Here is a 17,963-nt window from a genome sequence, read left to right on the forward strand (position 1 = left end):
ACGGAAAACTGTGACGCGTACATGAGCTATATAGAGGCACGCGACGGGCGAGGCCACGCCTTTTTATGGGCGCGCCTCCCCTTGCCGTAGAGTTTTCCAGACTTAAACAGTCAGAACAATTTTGCCGACATGGCTGCTGCTTTCCATCAGCGCGTGCGCCGCCGCCGCCTCTTCCAAGGGGAAGGTCTTGAAGATGACCGGACGGACCTCTCCTCGCGCCAGCAGCGGCCACACCTTTTCCGCCAAGCTGGCGGCGATGGCGGCCTTCTCCTCCGCCGAACGCGGGCGCAGCGTCGATCCGGTCAGGACCAGGCGCTTGGTCATCACCGGCGCGATGTTCAGCGTCACCTTGGCCCCGCGCAGGAAGGCGATGGTGACGTGGCGGCCCTGGTCGGCCAGGGCGTCGATGTTGCGCGGCACATAATCGCCGCCCACCATGTCCAGGATGACGTCCACCCCCCGGCCGCCCGTCGCCTCCTTCACCACGGCGACGAAATCCTCCGCCTTGTAGTCGATGCCGCGATCGGCGCCGATGTCCTCACAGGCCTTGGCCTTGTCCGGCCCACCGGCGGTGGCGAAGACGCGGGCGCCGAAGGCCTTGGCCAGTTGGATGGCCGTGGTGCCGATGCCGCTGGTGCCGCCGTGGACCAGGAAGCTCTCCCCCGCCGCCAGCCGGCCGCGATCGAAGACATTGGTCCAGACGGTGAAGAAGGTTTCCGGCAGGGCGGCCGCCTCCACCATGCTGAAGCCTTCGGGCACGGGCAGGCACTGGCCGGCCGGCGCCACGGCATGGTCGGCATAACCGCCACCGTTGACCAAGGCGCAGACGGCGTCGCCCACGGTCCAGCCCGTCACCCCCTCGCCCAGCGCGGCGACGGTGCCCGCCACCTCCAGCCCCGGCAGGTCGGACGCGCCGGGCGGCGGCGGGTAGCTGCCGGCGCGCTGCAGGCAATCCGGCCGGTTGACGCCGGCGGCGGCCACACGGATCAGGATCTGGCCCGGGCCCGGCTGCGGCGTCGGCCGCTCGATGGGCTTCAAAACCTCGGGACCGCCGGGTTGGGTGATGGCGATGGCGCGCATGGCTGCAGGATCTCCGCGACTACGTCCGGCGGGGGATGGTCCCCTCGCCGCTTGGGGTCTTGCACCATGTAGGCCCCCGGCGGCACAGTGACAACCGACACGCCGGAGGGTCGGCCCTCCGCAGGAAAGGCAGCCGCCCCATGGACACCGACGACATCGCCCCGCCGCCGAGCCGCCCCAGCAGCTTCCTGGACATCGCCCGCCTGTCGGTGGGGGAACTGCGCGAATACCGCAACAGCCTGGAAGCGGAGATCGCGCGGGTGGACGACGCCATCAAGGCCAAGCAGGCCTCGCTGAACGCCGCCGCCGCGTTTTTCAAAAGCTAGACGGGCCCTAAACCGGTACAGCCTCGAAGGTCGCCGTGTCCAGGGTGAAGGTGCCATCGGCCTCGATGGCGAAATGCCCCGTGACGGCGTCCGCCATGCGCCCCTGCAGGGACCGGATGGCCGCCACATGGCTGTCCGGCGGGCTCATGCGCGCGACCCAGCTGGCGAACTCCAGGCGCAGGCGCCGCTGCGTCACGCTGGTGATACGGAAGCCCGCCCCCACCAGTGCTGTCCGCCATTCCGCCACCGAGTAATTGCGGACATGCGACGGGTCGCGCAGCAGCTCGATGCTTTGCAGGAAGGTGTCCAGCAGCGGCTGGCCCGGCGTCACCACATCCATGAAGACGGCGACGCCGCCCGGCTTCACCACCCGCCGCGCCTCCCTCAGGCCCGCCGGCAAGTCCGGCCAGTGGTGGGCGCTGTAGCGGCTGACCACGGCGCAGAAGTCGGCGTCATCGGCCGGCACGGCATCGGCACGGCCCACCCGCGTCTCGATATTGGCCAGGCCCCGCCGTCCGGCCTCCGCCGCCACGGCGGCCAGCATGTCGGACGATAGGTCGCAGGCGACCACCTGGCCCACATGCGGCGCCACGGTGAAGGCGACGTGTCCGCCGCCACAGCCCAAGTCCAGGACCGTCTTGTAGCCCTTGCCCACCACCAGGTCGGCCAGCTGCCGCAAATCCTCCCCCTGGGCGTGGACGGCGCTGGCGACATAGGCGGCGGCCTGCGGCCCGAATTGGCCGGCCACCAGCGATTCCTGGTCGCGGCCCCCAACCGTTTGAGGTGCGTGCTGGGTGATCATTCCCTACTCCGTTTCTTGGTCAAGACTGCCCCCGGTTCGGCGGGGCGGAACGGCAGGATGACAGCGCCTTAAACTGGTACCAGATCCGGGTTTATACTGGTATCAGCCGCTACCACCTTACTTTAAGGCCCACGCCCATGGACATCCTGGACACCTCGAAACGGCGCGAGTTGGGGGAGTTTGTGCGGGCGCAAAGGGAGCGGCTGTCGCCGGCGGCCCTGGGCCTGGCGCCCGGCCCCCGCCGCCGCACGCCGGGCCTGCGGCGGGAGGAGCTGGCGCAGCTGAGCGGGGTCAGCGTCACTTGGTACACCTGGATCGAGCAGGGCCGCGATGTCTCCATCTCCCCCGGCGCCCTGGCCCGCCTGGCGGTAGCCCTGCGCCTGTCGGCGGCGGAACGCGCCTATCTGTTCGACCTGGCGGGCAAGCGCGACCCGGACGGGGCCGCCACCGGGGATGACGCGCCGGTGCCGGCGGCGCTGGACGCCCTGGTGCGGGGCATCACCCACCCCGCTTATCTGCTGGGCCGAACCTGGAACGCCCTGGCCTGGAACGCCGCCGCCGCGCGCCTGTTCACCGGCTGGCTGACCCCGCCGGACCAGGGGAACGACCGCAACCAGCTGCGCTATCTGTTCCTGAACCCCGCCGCCCAGGCCCTGATCCCCGATTGGACGGAGCGGGCGCGGCGGGTGGTGGCGGAGTTTCGGGTGGATTACAGCCACCACCTGAATGATCCCGGAATGCGGGCGCTGGTGGCGGACCTCAACCAGCGCAGCCCCCTGTTCGCCGACCTCTGGCACGCCCACGCCGTCACCGCCCGGGCCGGTGGCGAGCGCGCCTTCCACCACCCGGCCGACGGCCCCCTGCGTTATGAGCAACTGACCTTCACCCTGGCGGGACAGGCGGATGTGAAGCTGGTGACGTTGGTGCCCACGGGGGTGCCCACGGGGGTGCCGGCCGGCTGATCAGGCCGGGACTCGCGCCTTCACCCACAAGAGCGCCGCGACGCGCAGCGCGCTGGACAGGTTGCCGTCGCGGTTGCCGTCGATCTCCTCCACCAGGGCATTGATCGACAGCCCGCGGGCCACAGCCATGTCCTTCAGCGTTTCCCAGAACGGCTCCTCCAGCGTCACGCTGGTGGGGTGGCCGGCGATCAGGACGGAACGCTTGCGCAAGGTCATGCGGTGGCTCGCTGATGCTCGGTCACGGCGTCGACCACGGCCCGGGTGAGGAAGGCCAGGTCGTCGGCGTCCATGGTGTAGGACGGGGTAAGGTAGACGATGCGGCCGAAGGGCCGGACCCAGACGCCCCGGTCGATCAAGCGCCGCTTCAGGCCGTTCATGTCGGCGATGCGCTCCAGCTCCACCACGCCGATGGCGCCCAGGGTACGCACGTCCGTCACGCCGGGCAGGTCGCGGCAGGGCTCCAGGCCCGCCGCCAGGCCCTGCGAGATCGCGGCCACCTGGGCCAGCCGGGGCTCGCTCTCGAACAGGTCGAGGGAGGCGTTGGCGGCGGCGCAGGCCAGGGGGTTGGCCATGTAGGTGGGGCCGTGCATCAGCGCCGCCTGGGCGTTGTCCGACCAGAAGGCCTGGAACACACGGTCGCTGGCCACGGTGGCGGCCAGGGCCATGGTGCCGCCGGTCAGGGCCTTGGACAGGGTGATGATGTCCGGCACCACCCCGGCGGCCTGGCACGCGACCATTGTGCCGGTGCGGCCGAAGCCGGTGAAGATCTCATCGAAGATCAGCAGCAAGCCGTGGCGGTCGGCGGCGGCGCGCAAGGTGCGCAGCACCTGGGCGTCATGGAACAGCATGCCCCCCGCCCCCTGCACCAGCGGTTCCACCAGGATGGCGGACAGGGTGTGGGCATGCTGGGCCAGGTCGCGCTCAAACCGCGCCGTGGATTCCTCATCCACCGGCAGGTCCAGGATAAGGTGTTCGGGCAGCAATCCTGAGAACAGGCTGTGCATGCCCTCCTCCGGGTCGCACACCGCCATGGTGGCGATGGTGTCGCCGTGATAGCCGCCACGGAAAGCCGCCAGCTTGGTGCGGCCGGGCACGCCCCGGTTCAGCCAATATTGCGTCGCCATCTTCATGGCGATCTCGACGGAGACGGAACCGCTGTCGCAGAAGAACACGCGGTTCAGGTCGCCGGGCAGCAGCGCGGCCAAGCGCGTGGCCAGGGTATAGGCGGGCTCATGCGCCAGGCCGCCGAACATGACGTGCGGCATGCGCGCCAGCTGTTCAGCCACCTTTTCGCGGATGTGGGGGTGGTTGTAGCCGTGGCAGGCCGTCCACCAGCTGGCCACCCCATCCACCAAGCGCCGGCCATCGGCCAGGGTCAGGCGCACCCCCTCCGTCGCCACCACGGGCAGGGGCGGCAGCGCCGTCTTCATCTGGGTATAGGGCAGCCAGATATGCCGTCCGCCCTTCTGAAACCAATCGTTCCGACCCTCATTCCGGACGGGAAACGATTCAGGATTAGCCATGATCAGTGGCCGCACGCCCCGGAGCAGCCATCCTCAGCGTGGTGGGCATGGTCCTCATCGGTGCCGCCCTCTTCCACAATGTCCATGGTGGTCATGCCCAGGCGGGCCAGCAGCCGCTTGTCATGGTCCGCCAACGGGTTGGCGGTGGTCAGCAGCTTGGGCCCATAGAAGATGGAATTGGCGCCGGCCAGGAAGCACAGGGCCTGGGTCTCATCGCTCATGCCCTCGCGGCCGGCCGACAGGCGGACCATGGAGGCCGGCATGGTGATGCGGGCCACGGCGATGGTGCGCACGAAATCGATCGCATCCAACGCGTCCTTGCCGCCCAAAGGGGTGCCGTCCACCTTCATCAGCATGTTGATCGGCACGCTTTCGGGATGCTGCGGCAGGGTGGCCAGCGTGTGGATCATGCCCACGCGGTCGGTCAGATCCTCCCCCATGCCGACGATGCCGCCGCAGCAGACGTTGATGCCGGCCTCACGCACGTTGGCCAGGGTGTCCAGCCGATCCTGGTAGGTGCGGGTGGTGATGACGTTGCCGTAATACTCGGGCGAGGTGTCGATGTTGTGGTTGTAATAGTCCAGGCCCGCTTCCTTCAGCCGCAGGGCCTGGCCGGCGTTCAGCATGCCCAGCGTGACGCAGGATTCCATGCCCAGCGCCTTCACACCCTCAACCATGGCGCAGACCGATTCCAGATCCTGGTCCTTGGGGCTGCGCCAGGCGGCCCCCATGCAGAAGCGGGTGGCGCCAGCGTCCTTGGCGGCCTTGGCCTCGGCCAGCACCTTCCGCACCTCCATAAGCTTGGACGCCTTCAGGCCCGTCTCATGGTGCGCGCTCTGCGAGCAATAGCCGCAGTCCTCCGGGCAGCCACCGGTCTTGATGGACAGCAGGGTGGAGATCTGGACCTGGGTGGGGTCGAAGCGGCGGCGATGCACGGCGGCGGCCCGGAACACCAGCTCGGTGAAGGGCAGGTCGAACAGCGCCTGGATCTCGGCGCGCGTCCAGTCGGTGCGCACGTCGTCGCTATCCAAAACCGGGGCGAAGGCGGCGGGGCGGCTGATGTCGATGGCGGTCACGGGTGCGTTTCCTTGGGGAATACCGGGGGGAATACCGGGGCCGGGCCGAAGCTCCAGGCCAGCCCGCACCTAACGGCAGCGGCGGGGACCGGTCAAGAAAAACTGGACCCCACGCCGATGGCTTTGGGCCGCAACCCAGGCGCCGCACTTTCGCACGCGTATCGCGGACTCTTGCGGCTAAGCTCCGGCCGACCTTCTCAATCAATGGCCCGCCCATGCAGTCCCTGACCGAATTCGCCGAGGCCAAGCTGGCCGAGATGGACGCCGCCTCGCTGCGCCGCCGACTGGTGGAGAGCGACCGGGACGGCGACGGCGGCCTTTGGATCACGCGCGGCGGCCGGCGCCTGCTGTCCTTTTCCTGCAACGATTACCTGAACCTGGCCCACGACCCTCGGGTGAAGGCGGCGGCCGTGGCGGCGGTGGAGCGGTACGGCGTGGGGGCTGCCGCCTCACGCTTGGTGACCGGCAACCACCCGCTCTATACCGTGCTGGAGCAGAAGCTGGCGGCCCTGAAGGGGACGGAGGCGGCCTGCGTCTTCGGCTCCGGCTATCTGGCCAACGCCGGCATCATTCCCACCTTCGTGGGGCCTAAGGATCTGGTGGTGGTGGATGAGTTGGCGCACGCCTGCATCTGGGCGGGCGCCAAGCTGTCCGGCGCCACCCTGCGCGTCTTCCGCCATAACGACGTGGACCATGCCGCCCAGGTGCTGGCCACCTACCGGCCCCGCCACGGCCGCGCCCTGCTGGTGACGGACGGCGTCTTTTCCATGGACGGGGATCTCGCCCCCCTGCCCGCCCTGGCCAGCCTGTGCGAGCGGCACGACACCTGGCTGATGACCGACGATGCCCACGGTATCGGCGTGCTGGCCCAGGGCCGGGGTTCCAGCTTCGCCTTTGGCGACAAGCCGCTGGTACCGCTGCAGATGGGCACCTTGAGCAAGGCGGTGGGCGGCTATGGCGGCTATCTCTGCGCGTCCCAGGCGGTCATCGACCTGGTGAAGACCCGCGCCCGCACGCTGATCTATTCCACCGGCCTGCCCCCCGCCACGGTGGCGGGCGCCATCGCGGCGCTGGACATCATCCAGGGTGACCCCGGCCTGTGCGCCCTGCCCGTGGCCAAGGCCCGGCGGTTCACCACCCTGTTGAACCTGCCCGCCGCCGAAAGCCCCATCGTGCCCATCGTGCTGGGCGGCGCCGAAGTGACCTTGCGGGCCCAGCGCCTGCTGGAGGAGGAGGGCCTGCTGGTCACCGCCATCCGCCCGCCCACCGTGCCGGACGGCACCGCCCGCCTGCGCGTCACCTTCACCGCCCGCACGCCGGATACGGAGATCGAGCGCCTGGCCGGCCTGATCCGCGACCGCATCCTGCCGCTTCAATGTGTCGAGAACCTCGAATGACCGTCCCCGCCTTCTTCGTCACCGCCACCGGCACCGACATCGGCAAGACCTTCGTGACATCCGGCCTGGTGCGCCGCCTGCGCGCCAAGGGCATCGCCGCCGCCGCCCTTAAACCGGTGGTCAGCGGCATCGATGTGGAGGACGCCGCCAGCCTGGCGGCCAGCGACCCCGCCCAGCTGCTGGCCGCCATGGGCCGCCCGGTAACACCCGCCGAGGTGGCACGCGTCAGCCCGCACCGCTACGCCGCCCCCCTGTCGCCCGACATGGCGGCGGCGCGCGAGGGCCGTCCCCTGGATGTGGACGGCATGATCGAATGGTGCCGGGAAAAGGCGGCCTTCGCCGCCGCCCCGCTGTTCGTGGAGGGCGTGGGCGGCGCCATGGTGCCGCTGGACGACAGCCGCACGGTGCTGGACTGGATGGTGGCGCTGGACCTGCCCCTCCTCTTGGTCACCGGCAGCTATCTCGGCACCCTCAGCCACACGCTGACCGCCCTGGACGTGCTGGCCCGCCGGGGCCTGAAAGTCGCCGCCATCGCCGTCAGCGCCACCCCCGGCGCCACCGTGCCCATGGCCGAAACCCTGGCCACCCTGACCCGCTTCGCCCCCGGCATCCCGCTGGCGGCGGTGCCGAGGGTGGACCGGGTGGAAGAGGCGGACGCAGCGTTCGACGCGCTGCTGGCGACGTTGGGGCTGTGAGGATCAGGCGCTCTTGCGCCCCGCGTCCCGCAAGGTCAGGGAAGATATATAGCCGGACCGGGTTTCCCCCGCCGCCTTGGCCAAGTTGTCCAGGCGGCGCAGGATGCGGCGCGGCAAGGTGATGTTCACCCGTTCCACCTTGTCATCCAACAGGGCGGGATCGACCTCGATCATGGCGAATATCCAGCCGGCATAGTCGGGGTTGGCCCGTAGCGCCTCCAGGGGAGAGGCGGATGGAACAGCCCCCCCCTCATCCAGCGTGGCGTCCAGCCAGGCGGCGGCCGCTTCCGCCGCTGCCTCCAGCGCCTCATCCAGAGTATCGCCAGCGGAGAAACAGCCGGGCAGATCGGGAACGACCACGCCATAGGCGGTGGCCTCATCACCCGGCTCGATCACTACGGGATACCGCATCCTGTCCTCCGACGTTGGGCGTCACAGCACCGCTTGCTTGCGGATGGCGGCGACCAAGCCCATGCCCAAATCCTTCTTGGGGTGCGGCACCACAACAGTGCCCGGGCGGTGCGGGTATTTGAAAATGTGATGCGATCCCCGCACCCGATCCAATACCCAACCCGCCGCTTGCAACTCCCGAATGAGGTCGGCGCTTCTTATGTGTATGATACACACCGACTGGAAGGTGGGACAGGGAAAACGCCGAAGCGGATTAAACCTCAGCTCAGCGCCGTCTCCGCCCTGATCTCACGGATCAGGTTTTCCATGCGGCGCAGCAGGGCTTCGGCCACCTTGAGCGGCACAACCACCACATCATCCTCGGCATCGAAACCGCCCTGGCGGCGGATGACGATCTCATCCCGGGGGTTGGCGTAGACCGCCACGGCGGTGGCCATGTCGGCCACGATGCTTCCCTGGTCCAGATGCCCCCATTGAAACGCGCCGGCCATATCGTCCTCCATCGCTGACAATGCGAAAGAACAAACTGGGAACAATCAAGGCACAGAACAGGAATTCTAGCAAGGGGAATTTGCTATTCAGTCCCAGAGGCCGGCTTCGCGATACGCAGCGCCGCCCCATCCGGGCGGGCGATCTCAATAATCGTCTCAACACGCACCTGGCGACGGTCGAGGTCCCGCATATCCTTGGTCAACTCGGGAACCGCCGTGCTTACCGAGACGACCTTGCTGTTCAATTCGATGGTCGTCTTGAGACCGTTCAAAATATCCTTGAGCGTGCTCATGCGCGGGTCTCAGCGCGTAACTGTTGGCGAGTCAATTCAATGTCCGCCAACGCCTTGTCCAGGGCCGCCGACGCATCCCGATTGCTGCGATCCAATTCCGCCGCCAGCGCCGCCAACTGGGTGAGCAATGTCGCTTCCTCAGGATCGAACGCGTCAACCGACCGCCGCACGAACTCCCCCACCGACACGCCCACCTTGCGAGCCTTAGCCTCCAGGTTGGCTTTCTCAGGCGGCGTCATGAGTGTGGTGACTCTTTCCGTCGCCAGTTCCTGCCCGCTCACAGCATGGATCACCTCATTATCATAACCTGCACATGATAATGAGGTGATCATCTTCCTCCGCAAGCGCGCTCAACTGGGGTGGATCATGTCCTCCGGCCTCACCCAGGCGTCGAACTCCGCCTCGGTCAGGAAGCCCAGGACCAGGCCGGCGGCCTTCAGGGTGGTGCCTTCGGCATGGGCCTTCTTGGCGATCTTGGCGGCCTTGTCATAGCCGATGTGCGGGTTCAGGGCCGTCACCAGCATGAGGCTTTCGTGCAGCGACTTGGCGATGCGGTCCTCGTTCGCCGTGATGCCCACCACGCAATTGTCGGTAAAGCTGACGGCGGCGTCCGCCAGCAGGCGGATGGATTGGGCGACGTTGTAGATGATGACGGGCTTGAAGACGTTCAGCTCGAAATGGCCGGTGGCGCCGGCGATGGTGACGGTGGTGTGGTTGCCCATCACCTGGGCGCACACCATGGTCATGGCCTCGGACTGCGTCGGGTTGACCTTGCCGGGCATGATGGAACTGCCGGGCTCGTTCTCCGGCAGGCTCAGCTCCCCGATGCCGCAGCGGGGGCCGGAGCCCAGCAGGCGGATGTCGTTGGCCACCTTCATGAGCGAGGCCGCCAGGGTGTTCAGGACGCCCGACACCTCCACCAGGCTGTCATGGGTCGCCAGCGCCTCGAACTTGTTGGGCGCGGTGACGAAGGGCAGGCCGGTCAGGTCCGCCACCTCGGCCGCGAAGGCGACATCGAAGCCCTTCTTGGCGTTCAGGCCCGTGCCCACCGCCGTGCCGCCCTGGGCCAGGCGCAGCAGCGCCGGCAGCGCCGCCTTCACCCGCTCCACCCCATAGGCCAGCTGCTGGGCGTAGCCGGAGAATTCCTGGCCCAGGGTCAGGGGTGTCGCGTCCTGCAGGTGGGTGCGGCCGATCTTGACGATGCCCTTGAACGCGTCGGCCTTGGCGGCCAGGGCGTCGCGCAGATGCTCCAGCGCCGGCACCAGGGTGCGGTGCAGTTCCACCGCCGCCGCGATGTGCATGGCGGTGGGGAAGCTGTCGTTGGACGACTGGCCCCGGTTCACATGGTCGTTGGGGTGCACCGGCTTCTTGGATCCCATCTCCCCACCCAGCAATTCGATGGCGCGGTTGGAGATGACCTCGTTGGCGTTCATGTTGGTCTGGGTGCCGGAACCGGTCTGCCACACCACCAGGGGGAAGTGGTCGTCCAGCTTGCCGGCCGCCACCTCCGCCGCCGCCTGGATGATGGCGCGGCCCAGCGCCTCGTCCAGCTCACCCAGCTTCACGTTGGCCTGGGCCGCCGCCTGCTTCTGGATGCCCAGGGCGTGGACCAGGGCCGGCGGCATGCGCTCCCCCCCGATCTTGAAGTTGCCCAGGGACCGCTGGGTCTGGGCGCCCCAGTAGCGGTCGGACGGTACCTCCAACGGGCCGAAGCTGTCGGTTTCGGTACGGGTTGCGCTCATGGGAATGCTCTCCAGGCTGTGTGGGGCGGAGTTTACCCAAGTCCCCTCGGGACCCGCCATGTCAGCGCTTGTCGAGGATGTTGCCTATGGCGCCAAACACACCCCCCTCTTCCCGGGTTCCCACCAGGGAGGAGGCCAACATGCGGCCGGCCAGGCGGGAGAAGGGCAGGCTTTGCAGCCACACCTTGCCGGGGCCGCGCAGCCGGGCGAAGAACAGGCCCTCGCCGCCGAACAGCATGGACTTGATGCCGCCCACCTGCTCCACATCGAAATCGATGTCGGCGGTCATGGCGGCCAGGCAGCCCGTGTCCACGTGGATGACCTCCCCCGGCTGCAGTGTGCGTTCCACCAGCGTGCCGCCCATGTGGATGAAGACGATGCCGTCGCCTTCCAGCTTCTGCATGATGAAGCCATCGCCGCCGAACAGCCCGGTCAGGATGCGGCGCTGGAAATAGATGCCGATGGCGACGCCGCGCGCCGCCGCCAGGAAGCTGTCCTTGTGGCAGATCAGGCGCCCGCCGTAGTCGGCCAGCTTAAGGGCGGAAATGGTGCCGGGATAGGGCGCGGAAAAGGCCACCGTGCCCGGGCCGCCACCGCGCTGGGTGAAGACGGTGGTGAACAGGGTGGAGCCGGAGAGCACGCGCTTGCCCGCCCCCCACAGCTGGTCCAGCACGCTGCCGCCGTCGCGGCTGGAACCGTCACCGAAGATGGTGTTCATGTCCACGCTGGCGTCCTTGTACAGCAGGGCGCCCGCCTCGGCGATGGCGCTCTCGCCGGGTGCCAGGCTCACCGCCACATACTGCATCTCATGGCCATGGATGGTGTAGTCCAGGGCGCTGGCCGGGCCGGGCGGCGGCGGGGTGAACGGGTTGCCACCGCCGGCGAAGGCGCCCCAGATGCCGCCGCCCGGCGGGGGCGGTGGCGGCGGGGACGAGGCGGTGCCGCCATACAGCTCCGCCACCTGGCCCACGGGCAGCCAGTCGGTGAAGCCCTCCCGCCAGCAATGGGCGCCCGGATTGGCGCGGGCGAAGTTGCGCGCTGCCGCGTCATCCAGCGGGCCCGCCTGCTGCTGACCGTTGTGGAAGAACCATTCCGTCATGGCAACGCACCCCTTCTCTGTTCAACCGGGCCGTTCGTGTCCCCCGCGGACCGGCCCTTGGTATCGCCCCCTTTTACCAAGATGGTGCCGCCCTCACCAGCGCTGGCCCCATTCCCGCCCGGCCATCTGGCCCCTTTGCCGCGGGGTCGCGCCATGACGGCGCCTTGGGGAATATTCCCCCGGCCAGGGCGTCTTTCCAATAGGGCCGGCCTGTGCCGGTCCTTCCCTGCTGAAGGACGCGCATCATGATCACGGTCGGTTCGGGGCATTGGCGGGAATGGATGGGGCAGCTATGGTGCGGCCCGGCCCCCCGCTTCCGGTGGGGCCGGCTGTGGCCGAGGCTGAAAGCGATGAGCATCTGGGGCAAGGTGGTGGGGGGTGTCGCGGGCTTCGCCGTGGGCGGTCCCTTGGGCGCACTGCTGGGCGTGGCCGCCGGCCATGCCGCCGATGCCTGGGCGTCGCAGCCGCCGGCACCCCCGGGTCCGGACGGCCAGCCCGATCAGACCCGCAGCATGGCCTTCACCATCGGCGTCATCGTCCTGGGCGCCAAGATGGCCAAGGCCGACGGCGTGGTGGACCGGGCGGAAATCGACGCCTTCAAGCGCGTGTTCCAAATCCCGGCGGAGGAAGCGCGGAATGTCGGCCGCATCTTCGACCTGGCCAAGCGCGACAGCGCCGGGTTCGAACCTTACGCCCGCCAGCTGGCCGGCATGTTCCGGGACCGGCCGACAGTGCTGGAGGATTTGCTGGGCTGCCTGTTCCACATCGCCACCGCCGATGGCAGCCTGCACCCGGCGGAGCTGACCTTCCTGGCCGGCGTCGCCCGCATCTTCGGCATTTCCGAAGCGACATTCGAGGGCATCCGCCGCATCCACGGTGGCGCCGCCTGCGGGTATGAGGATCCGTTGGATGATCCCTATGCCGTGCTGGGCGTGCCCCGTACCGCCAGCGATGCGGAAATCAAGCTGGCCTGGCGCCAGGCCTTGCGCGACAACCATCCGGACACCGTCATGGCCCAGGGCCTGCCGGCGGAGTTCGTGGACGTCGCCACCCAGAAGACGGCCGCGCTGAACGCCGCCTATGACAAGATTCAGAGCCAGCGGGCCGGTGCGCCCGCCGGTCCGCACCAGTAACCCGTACCCCAGAGCTTATCGCTTCCATGGCCCCCACCCCGCCCATCGTCGCCCTGAAGAACGCCCACATCACCCTGGGCGCCACCATCCTGTTCGAGGGCGTGGACGTCGCCATCGGCCGGGGGGACAAGATCGCCCTGGTCGGCCGCAACGGCAGCGGCAAGTCCACCTTGCTGAAGGCCCTGGCCGGCGTCGTCGACCTGGACAAGGGCGAACGCTACATCCAGCCGGGTGCCCGCATCGGCTACCTGCATCAGGAACCGGACTTCAGCGGCCACGCCACGGTGGCGGACTTCGTCAGCGCCGGCCTGGTCGAGGACGCGCCCTATCGCGTGCAGGCGGTGCTGGATGAGCTGACCCTGCCCGGCGACCGCGCGGCCGCCACCCTGTCGGGCGGCGAGGCGCGCCGCGCCGCCATCGCCCAGGCCCTGGTCAGCGACCCCGATGTCCTGCTGATGGACGAGCCGACCAACCACCTGGACCTGCCCACCATCGAGTATCTGGAAAAGGCGCTGCAGGCCTTCCGCGGCGGGCTGCTGCTGATCAGCCACGACCGCGCCTTCCTGAACAATCTGGCGCGCAAGACGATGTGGCTGGACCGGGGCACCATGCGCGAAACCGAGCGCCCCTTCGCCGAGTTTGAAGCCTGGCGGGACGAGGTGTTCGCGGCCGAGGACCTGGCCTACGCCAAGCTGGACCGCAAGATCGCGGTGGAGATGAAGTGGCTGCGCGAGGGTATCAGCGCCCGGCGCACCCGCAACATGGGCCGCGTCCGGGCCCTGCACGGCCTGCGCAAGGAGCGGGCGGACCGCAACCGCCAGGGCCAGGTGAAGCTGGCGGTGTCGGACGCCGAGAACTCCGGCCGGCTGGTGATCGAGGCGACCAACGTCGCCAAGAGCTTCCAGGATGCGGAAGGCAACACCCGAATCATCGCCCGCGACTTCTCCACCCGCATCCTGCGCGGCGATCGGGTAGGCCTGATCGGCCCCAACGGCGCGGGCAAGACCACCATCCTGAAGATGCTGATGGGGGAACTGGCGCCCGACAGCGGCACCATCCGTCTCGGCACCAACCTGGAAACGGTGGTGTTCGACCAGCGCCGGGCGCAGCTGGACCCCAACCAGACCATCCGCCAGGTGCTGCTGCCCTTCGGCGGCGACAGCGTGGTGGTGGGCGGCACGCCGCGCCACGTCGCCTCCTACATGCGGGACTTCCTGTTCGACGGCGGCATGCTGGAACAGCCGACCCGGGCGCTTTCGGGGGGCGAGCGCAACCGCCTGCTGCTGGCCAAGCTGTTCGCCCAGCCCAGCAACCTGATGGTGCTGGACGAACCGACCAACGACCTGGACATGGACACGCTGGACCTGCTGGAAGAGGTCTTGAGCGACTATCCCGGCACCCTGCTGCTGGTCAGCCACGATCGTGACTTCCTGGACCGGCTGGTCACCTCCACCATCGCGGTCGAGGGCGACGGCGTGGTGGCGGAATATGCCGGCGGCTACAGCGACTACCTGACCCAACGCCCGGCCCGCACGCCGGTCACGGGTGGCATGTCCAAGTCGGCGGACACCCCCAGGGCGGCGGAAGCCCCGAAGGCCAAGCGTAAGCTGGGCTACAAGGAACAGCGGGAGCTGGACCAGCTGCCGGCCCTGATGGACAGGCTGGGCGATCAGGTGAAGAAGCTGGAGGCCAAGCTGACCGATGCCACCCTCTACGCCCGCGACCCGGCGGCCTTCCAGAAGGGCTCCACCGACCTGGACAAGGCCCACCAGGACCTGGCCGCCGCCGAAGAGCGCTGGCTGGAACTGGAGGCCCTGAAGGAGGAGCTGGAGAACGGCGCGTGAGGGTCTTCCTTTGCGTTGCCCGGCCAATGGCCGTACAGTGTAGGCACGGAGGATATGATGGCCCAATCCGCGACAGATGCCCCTCAGCGCCGTGCCCGCAGCGAACGGCTGGAGGCGCGCATTACCGCCGAGCAGAAAGACCTGATTGAGCGCGCGGCGGCACTGCAGGGCCGGTCGATCACCGATTTCGTCCTGGCCAGCGTGCAGGATGCCGCTCGACGCGCCATCGACGAACATCAACGCCTGGAATTGTCTGTCCGGGACAGCCAGGCCTTCGTCGAAGCGCTCAGTAAGCCGCAGCCGGTGAATGACCGGCTGCGCGATACGATTCGCCGGTATCGTGACGCCACCGGCGCCTGACGGTCGGCATGGCGGAGACCAATCCTGGACTGGAGTCGCTGCGGGTCGATGTGCTCGGTCCACAGCATGACCGACGCTTCTTCGCCAGCGGCGTGGACGCGCTGGATCGTTATTTCCAAACGCACATAGGGCAGGATGCCCGCAAGAACATCGCCGCCCCATTTGTTCTCGTCCTGCCGGACGGCACGGTTGCCGGTTACTACACCTTGTCCGCCACATCCCTGCAATTGGCGGCTCTGCCGGCGGAAACGGCCCGTAAACTGCCCCGCTATCCTCTGGTGCCGGCCACGCTGCTGGGCCGATTGGCAGTGGACAAGCGTTATCATGGCCGCGGATATGGCGGGTATCTGCTGGCGGACGCGATGCGGCGCTGTGTGCGAAGTGAAATCGCGTCGTTTGCCCTGCTCGTGGACGCCTACGACGACAACGCCCGTCGCTTTTACGAACGCATGAGTTTTCTCACCCTTCCCGACACTCTTCGAAAATTGTTTCGACCCCTGGCCGACATCGCTGCGCTCTTCCAGGAGAGCGGCGCGTGAGGCCCCTGGACATCCTGCGCGCGCTGGTCGTCGTGGCCATCTGGGGAATCAATTTCTCCGTCTCCAAGTTCGCGCTGCGCCAGTTCCATCCCGTCACCGCCATGGCCATCCGCTTCGCGCTGGTGGCATTGGTCCTGGTGCCCTGGCGCCGGCTGCCCTGGGCCCATGTGCGGCCGGTGCTGGCCTATTCCGTCGTGCTGGGGGGCCTGCACTTCCCCCTGGTGTTCAGCGGCCTGATGGGATGCAGCGCCGCCGCGGCTTCCGTCGCCATCCAGCTGCAGGTGCCCTTCGCGTCGCTGATGGCGGCGGTGTTCTTCAAGGACAGGCTGGGCTGGCGCCGGGCGGTGGGCATGGCGGCGGCCATCGCCGGCGTCGGCATCATCGCCTACCACCCCGGCGGCACAGACGATCCGGCCCATCTGGGCCTGGTGGTGCTGGCCGCCGCCGCCTTCGCCTTTTCCAGCATCCAGTTGAAATGGATGCCGCCCATGGACCCGTTCACGCTGAACGGCTACATGGCCCTGTTCGCCGTGCCGCAGTTGGTGCTGATGTCCGCCGTGCTGGAGGACGGGCAGTGGGCAGCCATCCAGAGCGCGCCGCCGGCGGCCTGGGCCTCCATCCTGTTCATGGGCCTGGTCTCCACCATCCTGGCCTATGTGCTGTGGTTCCCGCTGATGCAGCGCTACGCCGTGAACCAGACCATGCCCTTCATGCTGCTGGTTCCGGTGTTCGGCGTGGCCGGCGGGGTCATCCTGCTGGGTGAGCCCTTGTCCTGGCACCTGGCGGCGGGCACGCTGGTGACCATCGCCGGCGTGGGCGTGGTGCTGCTGCGCCGCCCCCGCCTGGTGACGGCCCGAACGGCGAGCTGAGAACCCATGGCCCTGCGTGACCGCCCTTCCCCCAACCACGGCCCCCGCCCGGAAGGAACCGCCACCGACATCCTGGTGCTGCACTATACCGGCATGCTGTCGGCCGAGGCGGCGCTGGACCGCTTGTGCGACCCGGCGGCGGAGGTCAGCGCCCATTATGTGGTGGGGGAGGACGGCACGGTCTGGCGTCTGGTGGATGAGGGTCGCCGCGCCTGGCACGCCGGCCGGGGCGCCTGGGGGGACGCCCAGGACGTCAACAACCGCTCCATCGGGGTGGAAATCGTGAACCCGGGCCACGAATACGGCTACCGCCCCTTCCCGCAAGCCCAGATGCGGGCTGTCGTCGAGCTGTGCCGGGGCATCCTGGCCCGCCACCCCATCCCGGCCGGCAACGTCATCGCCCATTCCGACATGGCGCCCGCCCGCAAGCAGGACCCGGGCGAACTGTTCGACTGGCCGGCCCTGGCCCGTGCCGGCATCGGCCTATGGCCGGACGGCGGCTTCCGGGGGCCGGGATGGGACGGCGGCGAGGCGCAGGTCGCGGCCTTGCTCGCGCGCCTGGGTTATGACCCGGCCATCGCGGCCTTCACCGAGACGCTGACCGCCTTCCAGCGCCATTGGCATCCGGAGGCGCTGAACGAGCCGGCCGGTGCGGAAACCGTGCGACGGCTGCATAGCCTGCTGGCTCAATCCGGGCGCTAACCCCCGCCATCGGCGCTTGCATCCCCCGGTCGATGCGCCTAGGGTCGCCGCCTGCCAGATGGCCGGATGGCCGCCTTCCGACAATGGCGAAAGCCGTCGGGGGGAGGAAAGTCCGGGCTCCACGGAAGAACGGTGCCAGGTAACGCCTGGCGGGGGCGACCCTAGGGAAAGTGCCACAGAAAGCAAACCGCCTGCCGCCCGCCCTTTCGGGGGACCGGGGGGCCGGCAAGGGTGAAAGGGTGCGGTAAGAGCGCACCGCGCCCCTGGCAACAGGGGCGGCACGGTAAACCCCACCGGGAGCAAGACCGAATAGGGGCGGCACGGCCGGGCAACCGGCCAAAGCATCTTCCGAGCCGCCGCCCGGGTAGGTCGCGCGAGGCGCCTGGCGACAGGCGTCCCAGATGAATGGCCATCCCACGGCCGCCGCCCCTTTCACAGGGGGACGGGCCGGAGGACAGAACCCGGCTTACAGGCCATCTGGCAGATTTGAATCCAGCAGATGGGGATTTTCCCATCCCCACCCATCGCCGCCCGCCAGGGGCGGTTCGGGCGTGGGATCGCATGGGAAAACGCGCCACAGCTCCCGTGACTCCACCGCCTTATGGGACGGCATGGGATT

At 68.5% G+C, this 17,963-nt stretch carries 22 protein-coding genes and 1 other RNA gene; 11 read left to right on the forward strand and 12 right to left on the reverse strand.

The annotated features are described in order from the left end of the window. Window positions 1–102: 102 nt before the first annotated feature. On the reverse strand, window positions 103–1,080 hold the full coding sequence (locus FBZ89_RS09945) for an NAD(P)H-quinone oxidoreductase (RefSeq protein ID WP_145749848.1): 978 nt from the start codon (window positions 1,078–1,080) through the stop codon (window positions 103–105). 140 nt (window positions 1,081–1,220) lie between these two features. Here FBZ89_RS09945 and FBZ89_RS09950 point away from each other — a divergent pair, with 140 nt between their 5' ends. Continuing rightward, window positions 1,221–1,406, forward strand: a complete 186-nt coding sequence (locus tag FBZ89_RS09950; protein ID WP_040847295.1) for a DUF1192 domain-containing protein — start codon at window positions 1,221–1,223, stop codon at window positions 1,404–1,406. A 7-nt stretch (window positions 1,407–1,413) separates the two neighbouring features. Here the strand turns inward: FBZ89_RS09950 and FBZ89_RS09955 are convergent, their stop codons facing one another. Next, complete coding sequence (locus tag FBZ89_RS09955; RefSeq protein ID WP_145749849.1) at window positions 1,414–2,208, reverse strand: class I SAM-dependent methyltransferase; 795 nt, start codon at window positions 2,206–2,208, stop codon at window positions 1,414–1,416. Between the two features lie 137 nt (window positions 2,209–2,345). Between FBZ89_RS09955 and FBZ89_RS09960 the strand changes: the two genes are divergently transcribed. Next, entirely contained in the window at window positions 2,346–3,170 is an 825-nt protein-coding gene (locus tag FBZ89_RS09960; protein ID WP_145749850.1) for a helix-turn-helix transcriptional regulator, read from the forward strand. On the opposite strand, the gene FBZ89_RS09965 is transcribed toward FBZ89_RS09960, so the two are convergent. From FBZ89_RS09965 to bioB, 3 genes are read right to left on the reverse strand one after another with little or no spacing between them, the layout of a single operon-like run. Then, complete coding sequence (locus FBZ89_RS09965; protein ID WP_145749851.1) at window positions 3,171–3,386, reverse strand: ribbon-helix-helix domain-containing protein; 216 nt, start codon at window positions 3,384–3,386, stop codon at window positions 3,171–3,173. Then, window positions 3,383–4,693 carry an adenosylmethionine--8-amino-7-oxononanoate transaminase gene (locus FBZ89_RS09970; protein WP_145749852.1) on the reverse strand — a complete coding sequence of 437 codons (1,311 nt, stop codon included), beginning with the start codon at window positions 4,691–4,693 and terminating at the stop codon, window positions 3,383–3,385. The genes FBZ89_RS09965 and FBZ89_RS09970 overlap by 4 nt, the downstream gene beginning before the upstream one ends. Before the next feature lie 2 nt (window positions 4,694–4,695). Next, window positions 4,696–5,769 (reverse strand): biotin synthase BioB, encoded by a 1,074-nt coding sequence (gene bioB / locus FBZ89_RS09975; protein ID WP_425465954.1) that lies wholly within the window; start codon window positions 5,767–5,769, stop codon window positions 4,696–4,698. A 215-nt stretch (window positions 5,770–5,984) separates the two neighbouring features. On the opposite strand from bioB, the gene FBZ89_RS09980 reads away from it, so the two are divergent. Next, entirely contained in the window at window positions 5,985–7,166 is a 1,182-nt protein-coding gene (locus tag FBZ89_RS09980; protein ID WP_145749853.1) for an aminotransferase class I/II-fold pyridoxal phosphate-dependent enzyme, read from the forward strand. After that, window positions 7,163–7,861, forward strand: coding sequence for a dethiobiotin synthase (gene bioD, locus FBZ89_RS09985; RefSeq protein WP_145749854.1), 699 nt, complete (start codon window positions 7,163–7,165; stop codon window positions 7,859–7,861). The genes FBZ89_RS09980 and bioD overlap by 4 nt, the downstream gene beginning before the upstream one ends. A 3-nt stretch (window positions 7,862–7,864) precedes the next feature. Here bioD and FBZ89_RS09990 read toward each other — a convergent pair whose 3' ends face one another. The 7 genes from FBZ89_RS09990 to FBZ89_RS10020 form a co-directional block, all read right to left on the reverse strand. Then, window positions 7,865–8,272, reverse strand: a complete 408-nt coding sequence (locus tag FBZ89_RS09990; RefSeq protein ID WP_145749855.1) for a type II toxin-antitoxin system HicB family antitoxin — start codon at window positions 8,270–8,272, stop codon at window positions 7,865–7,867. Window positions 8,273–8,293: 21 nt separating this feature from the next. Next, on the reverse strand, window positions 8,294–8,488 hold the full coding sequence (locus tag FBZ89_RS31895) for a type II toxin-antitoxin system HicA family toxin (RefSeq protein WP_281292013.1): 195 nt from the start codon (window positions 8,486–8,488) through the stop codon (window positions 8,294–8,296). 44 nt (window positions 8,489–8,532) lie between these two features. Continuing rightward, a complete protein-coding gene (locus tag FBZ89_RS10000) occupies window positions 8,533–8,763 on the reverse strand; it encodes a hypothetical protein (protein ID WP_145749856.1) in 231 nt (76 codons plus the stop codon). A gap of 83 nt (window positions 8,764–8,846) precedes the next feature. After that, complete coding sequence (locus FBZ89_RS10005) at window positions 8,847–9,056, reverse strand: hypothetical protein (RefSeq protein WP_145749857.1); 210 nt, start codon at window positions 9,054–9,056, stop codon at window positions 8,847–8,849. After that, window positions 9,053–9,388, reverse strand: a complete 336-nt coding sequence (locus FBZ89_RS10010) for a plasmid mobilization protein (RefSeq protein WP_145749858.1) — start codon at window positions 9,386–9,388, stop codon at window positions 9,053–9,055. Before FBZ89_RS10010 ends, FBZ89_RS10005 begins: the two co-directional genes overlap by 4 nt. 18 nt (window positions 9,389–9,406) lie before the next feature. After that, window positions 9,407–10,798 (reverse strand): class II fumarate hydratase, encoded by a 1,392-nt coding sequence (gene fumC, locus FBZ89_RS10015; RefSeq protein ID WP_145749859.1) that lies wholly within the window; start codon window positions 10,796–10,798, stop codon window positions 9,407–9,409. Window positions 10,799–10,859: 61 nt separating this feature from the next. Then, complete coding sequence (locus FBZ89_RS10020) at window positions 10,860–11,897, reverse strand: AIM24 family protein (protein WP_145749860.1); 1,038 nt, start codon at window positions 11,895–11,897, stop codon at window positions 10,860–10,862. Window positions 11,898–12,142: 245 nt separating this feature from the next. Here FBZ89_RS10020 and FBZ89_RS10025 point away from each other — a divergent pair, with 245 nt between their 5' ends. The 7 genes from FBZ89_RS10025 to rnpB all read left to right on the forward strand — a co-directional run bounded on the left by FBZ89_RS10025 (window position 12,143) and on the right by rnpB (window position 17,829). Then, entirely contained in the window at window positions 12,143–13,030 is an 888-nt protein-coding gene (locus tag FBZ89_RS10025; RefSeq protein ID WP_342780601.1) for a TerB family tellurite resistance protein, read from the forward strand. Window positions 13,031–13,056: 26 nt separating this feature from the next. Beyond that, window positions 13,057–14,874, forward strand: coding sequence for an ATP-binding cassette domain-containing protein (locus FBZ89_RS10030; RefSeq protein WP_145749861.1), 1,818 nt, complete (start codon window positions 13,057–13,059; stop codon window positions 14,872–14,874). A 54-nt stretch (window positions 14,875–14,928) separates the two neighbouring features. Then, the gene (locus FBZ89_RS10035; protein ID WP_211115179.1) at window positions 14,929–15,234 is read left to right on the forward strand and encodes a type II toxin-antitoxin system TacA family antitoxin; all 306 of its coding nucleotides are present in this window, start codon (window positions 14,929–14,931) and stop codon (window positions 15,232–15,234) included. Window positions 15,235–15,242: 8 nt separating this feature from the next. Further along, a complete protein-coding gene (locus FBZ89_RS10040) occupies window positions 15,243–15,773 on the forward strand; it encodes a GNAT family N-acetyltransferase (RefSeq protein ID WP_145749862.1) in 531 nt (176 codons plus the stop codon). Further along, window positions 15,770–16,642, forward strand: a complete 873-nt coding sequence (locus FBZ89_RS10045; protein WP_145749863.1) for a DMT family transporter — start codon at window positions 15,770–15,772, stop codon at window positions 16,640–16,642. Before FBZ89_RS10040 ends, FBZ89_RS10045 begins: the two co-directional genes overlap by 4 nt. Window positions 16,643–16,648: 6 nt before the next feature. Further along, entirely contained in the window at window positions 16,649–17,344 is a 696-nt protein-coding gene (locus tag FBZ89_RS10050; RefSeq protein ID WP_145749864.1) for an N-acetylmuramoyl-L-alanine amidase, read from the forward strand. 54 nt (window positions 17,345–17,398) lie between these two features. Continuing rightward, window positions 17,399–17,829: RNase P RNA component class A (rnpB, locus tag FBZ89_RS10055), an RNA gene on the forward strand. The last annotated feature ends 134 nt before the right edge of the window (window positions 17,830–17,963 follow it).

Source organism: Nitrospirillum amazonense, assembly GCF_007828045.1.
Taxonomy (GTDB): Bacteria; Pseudomonadota; Alphaproteobacteria; order Azospirillales; family Azospirillaceae; genus Nitrospirillum; species Nitrospirillum amazonense_C.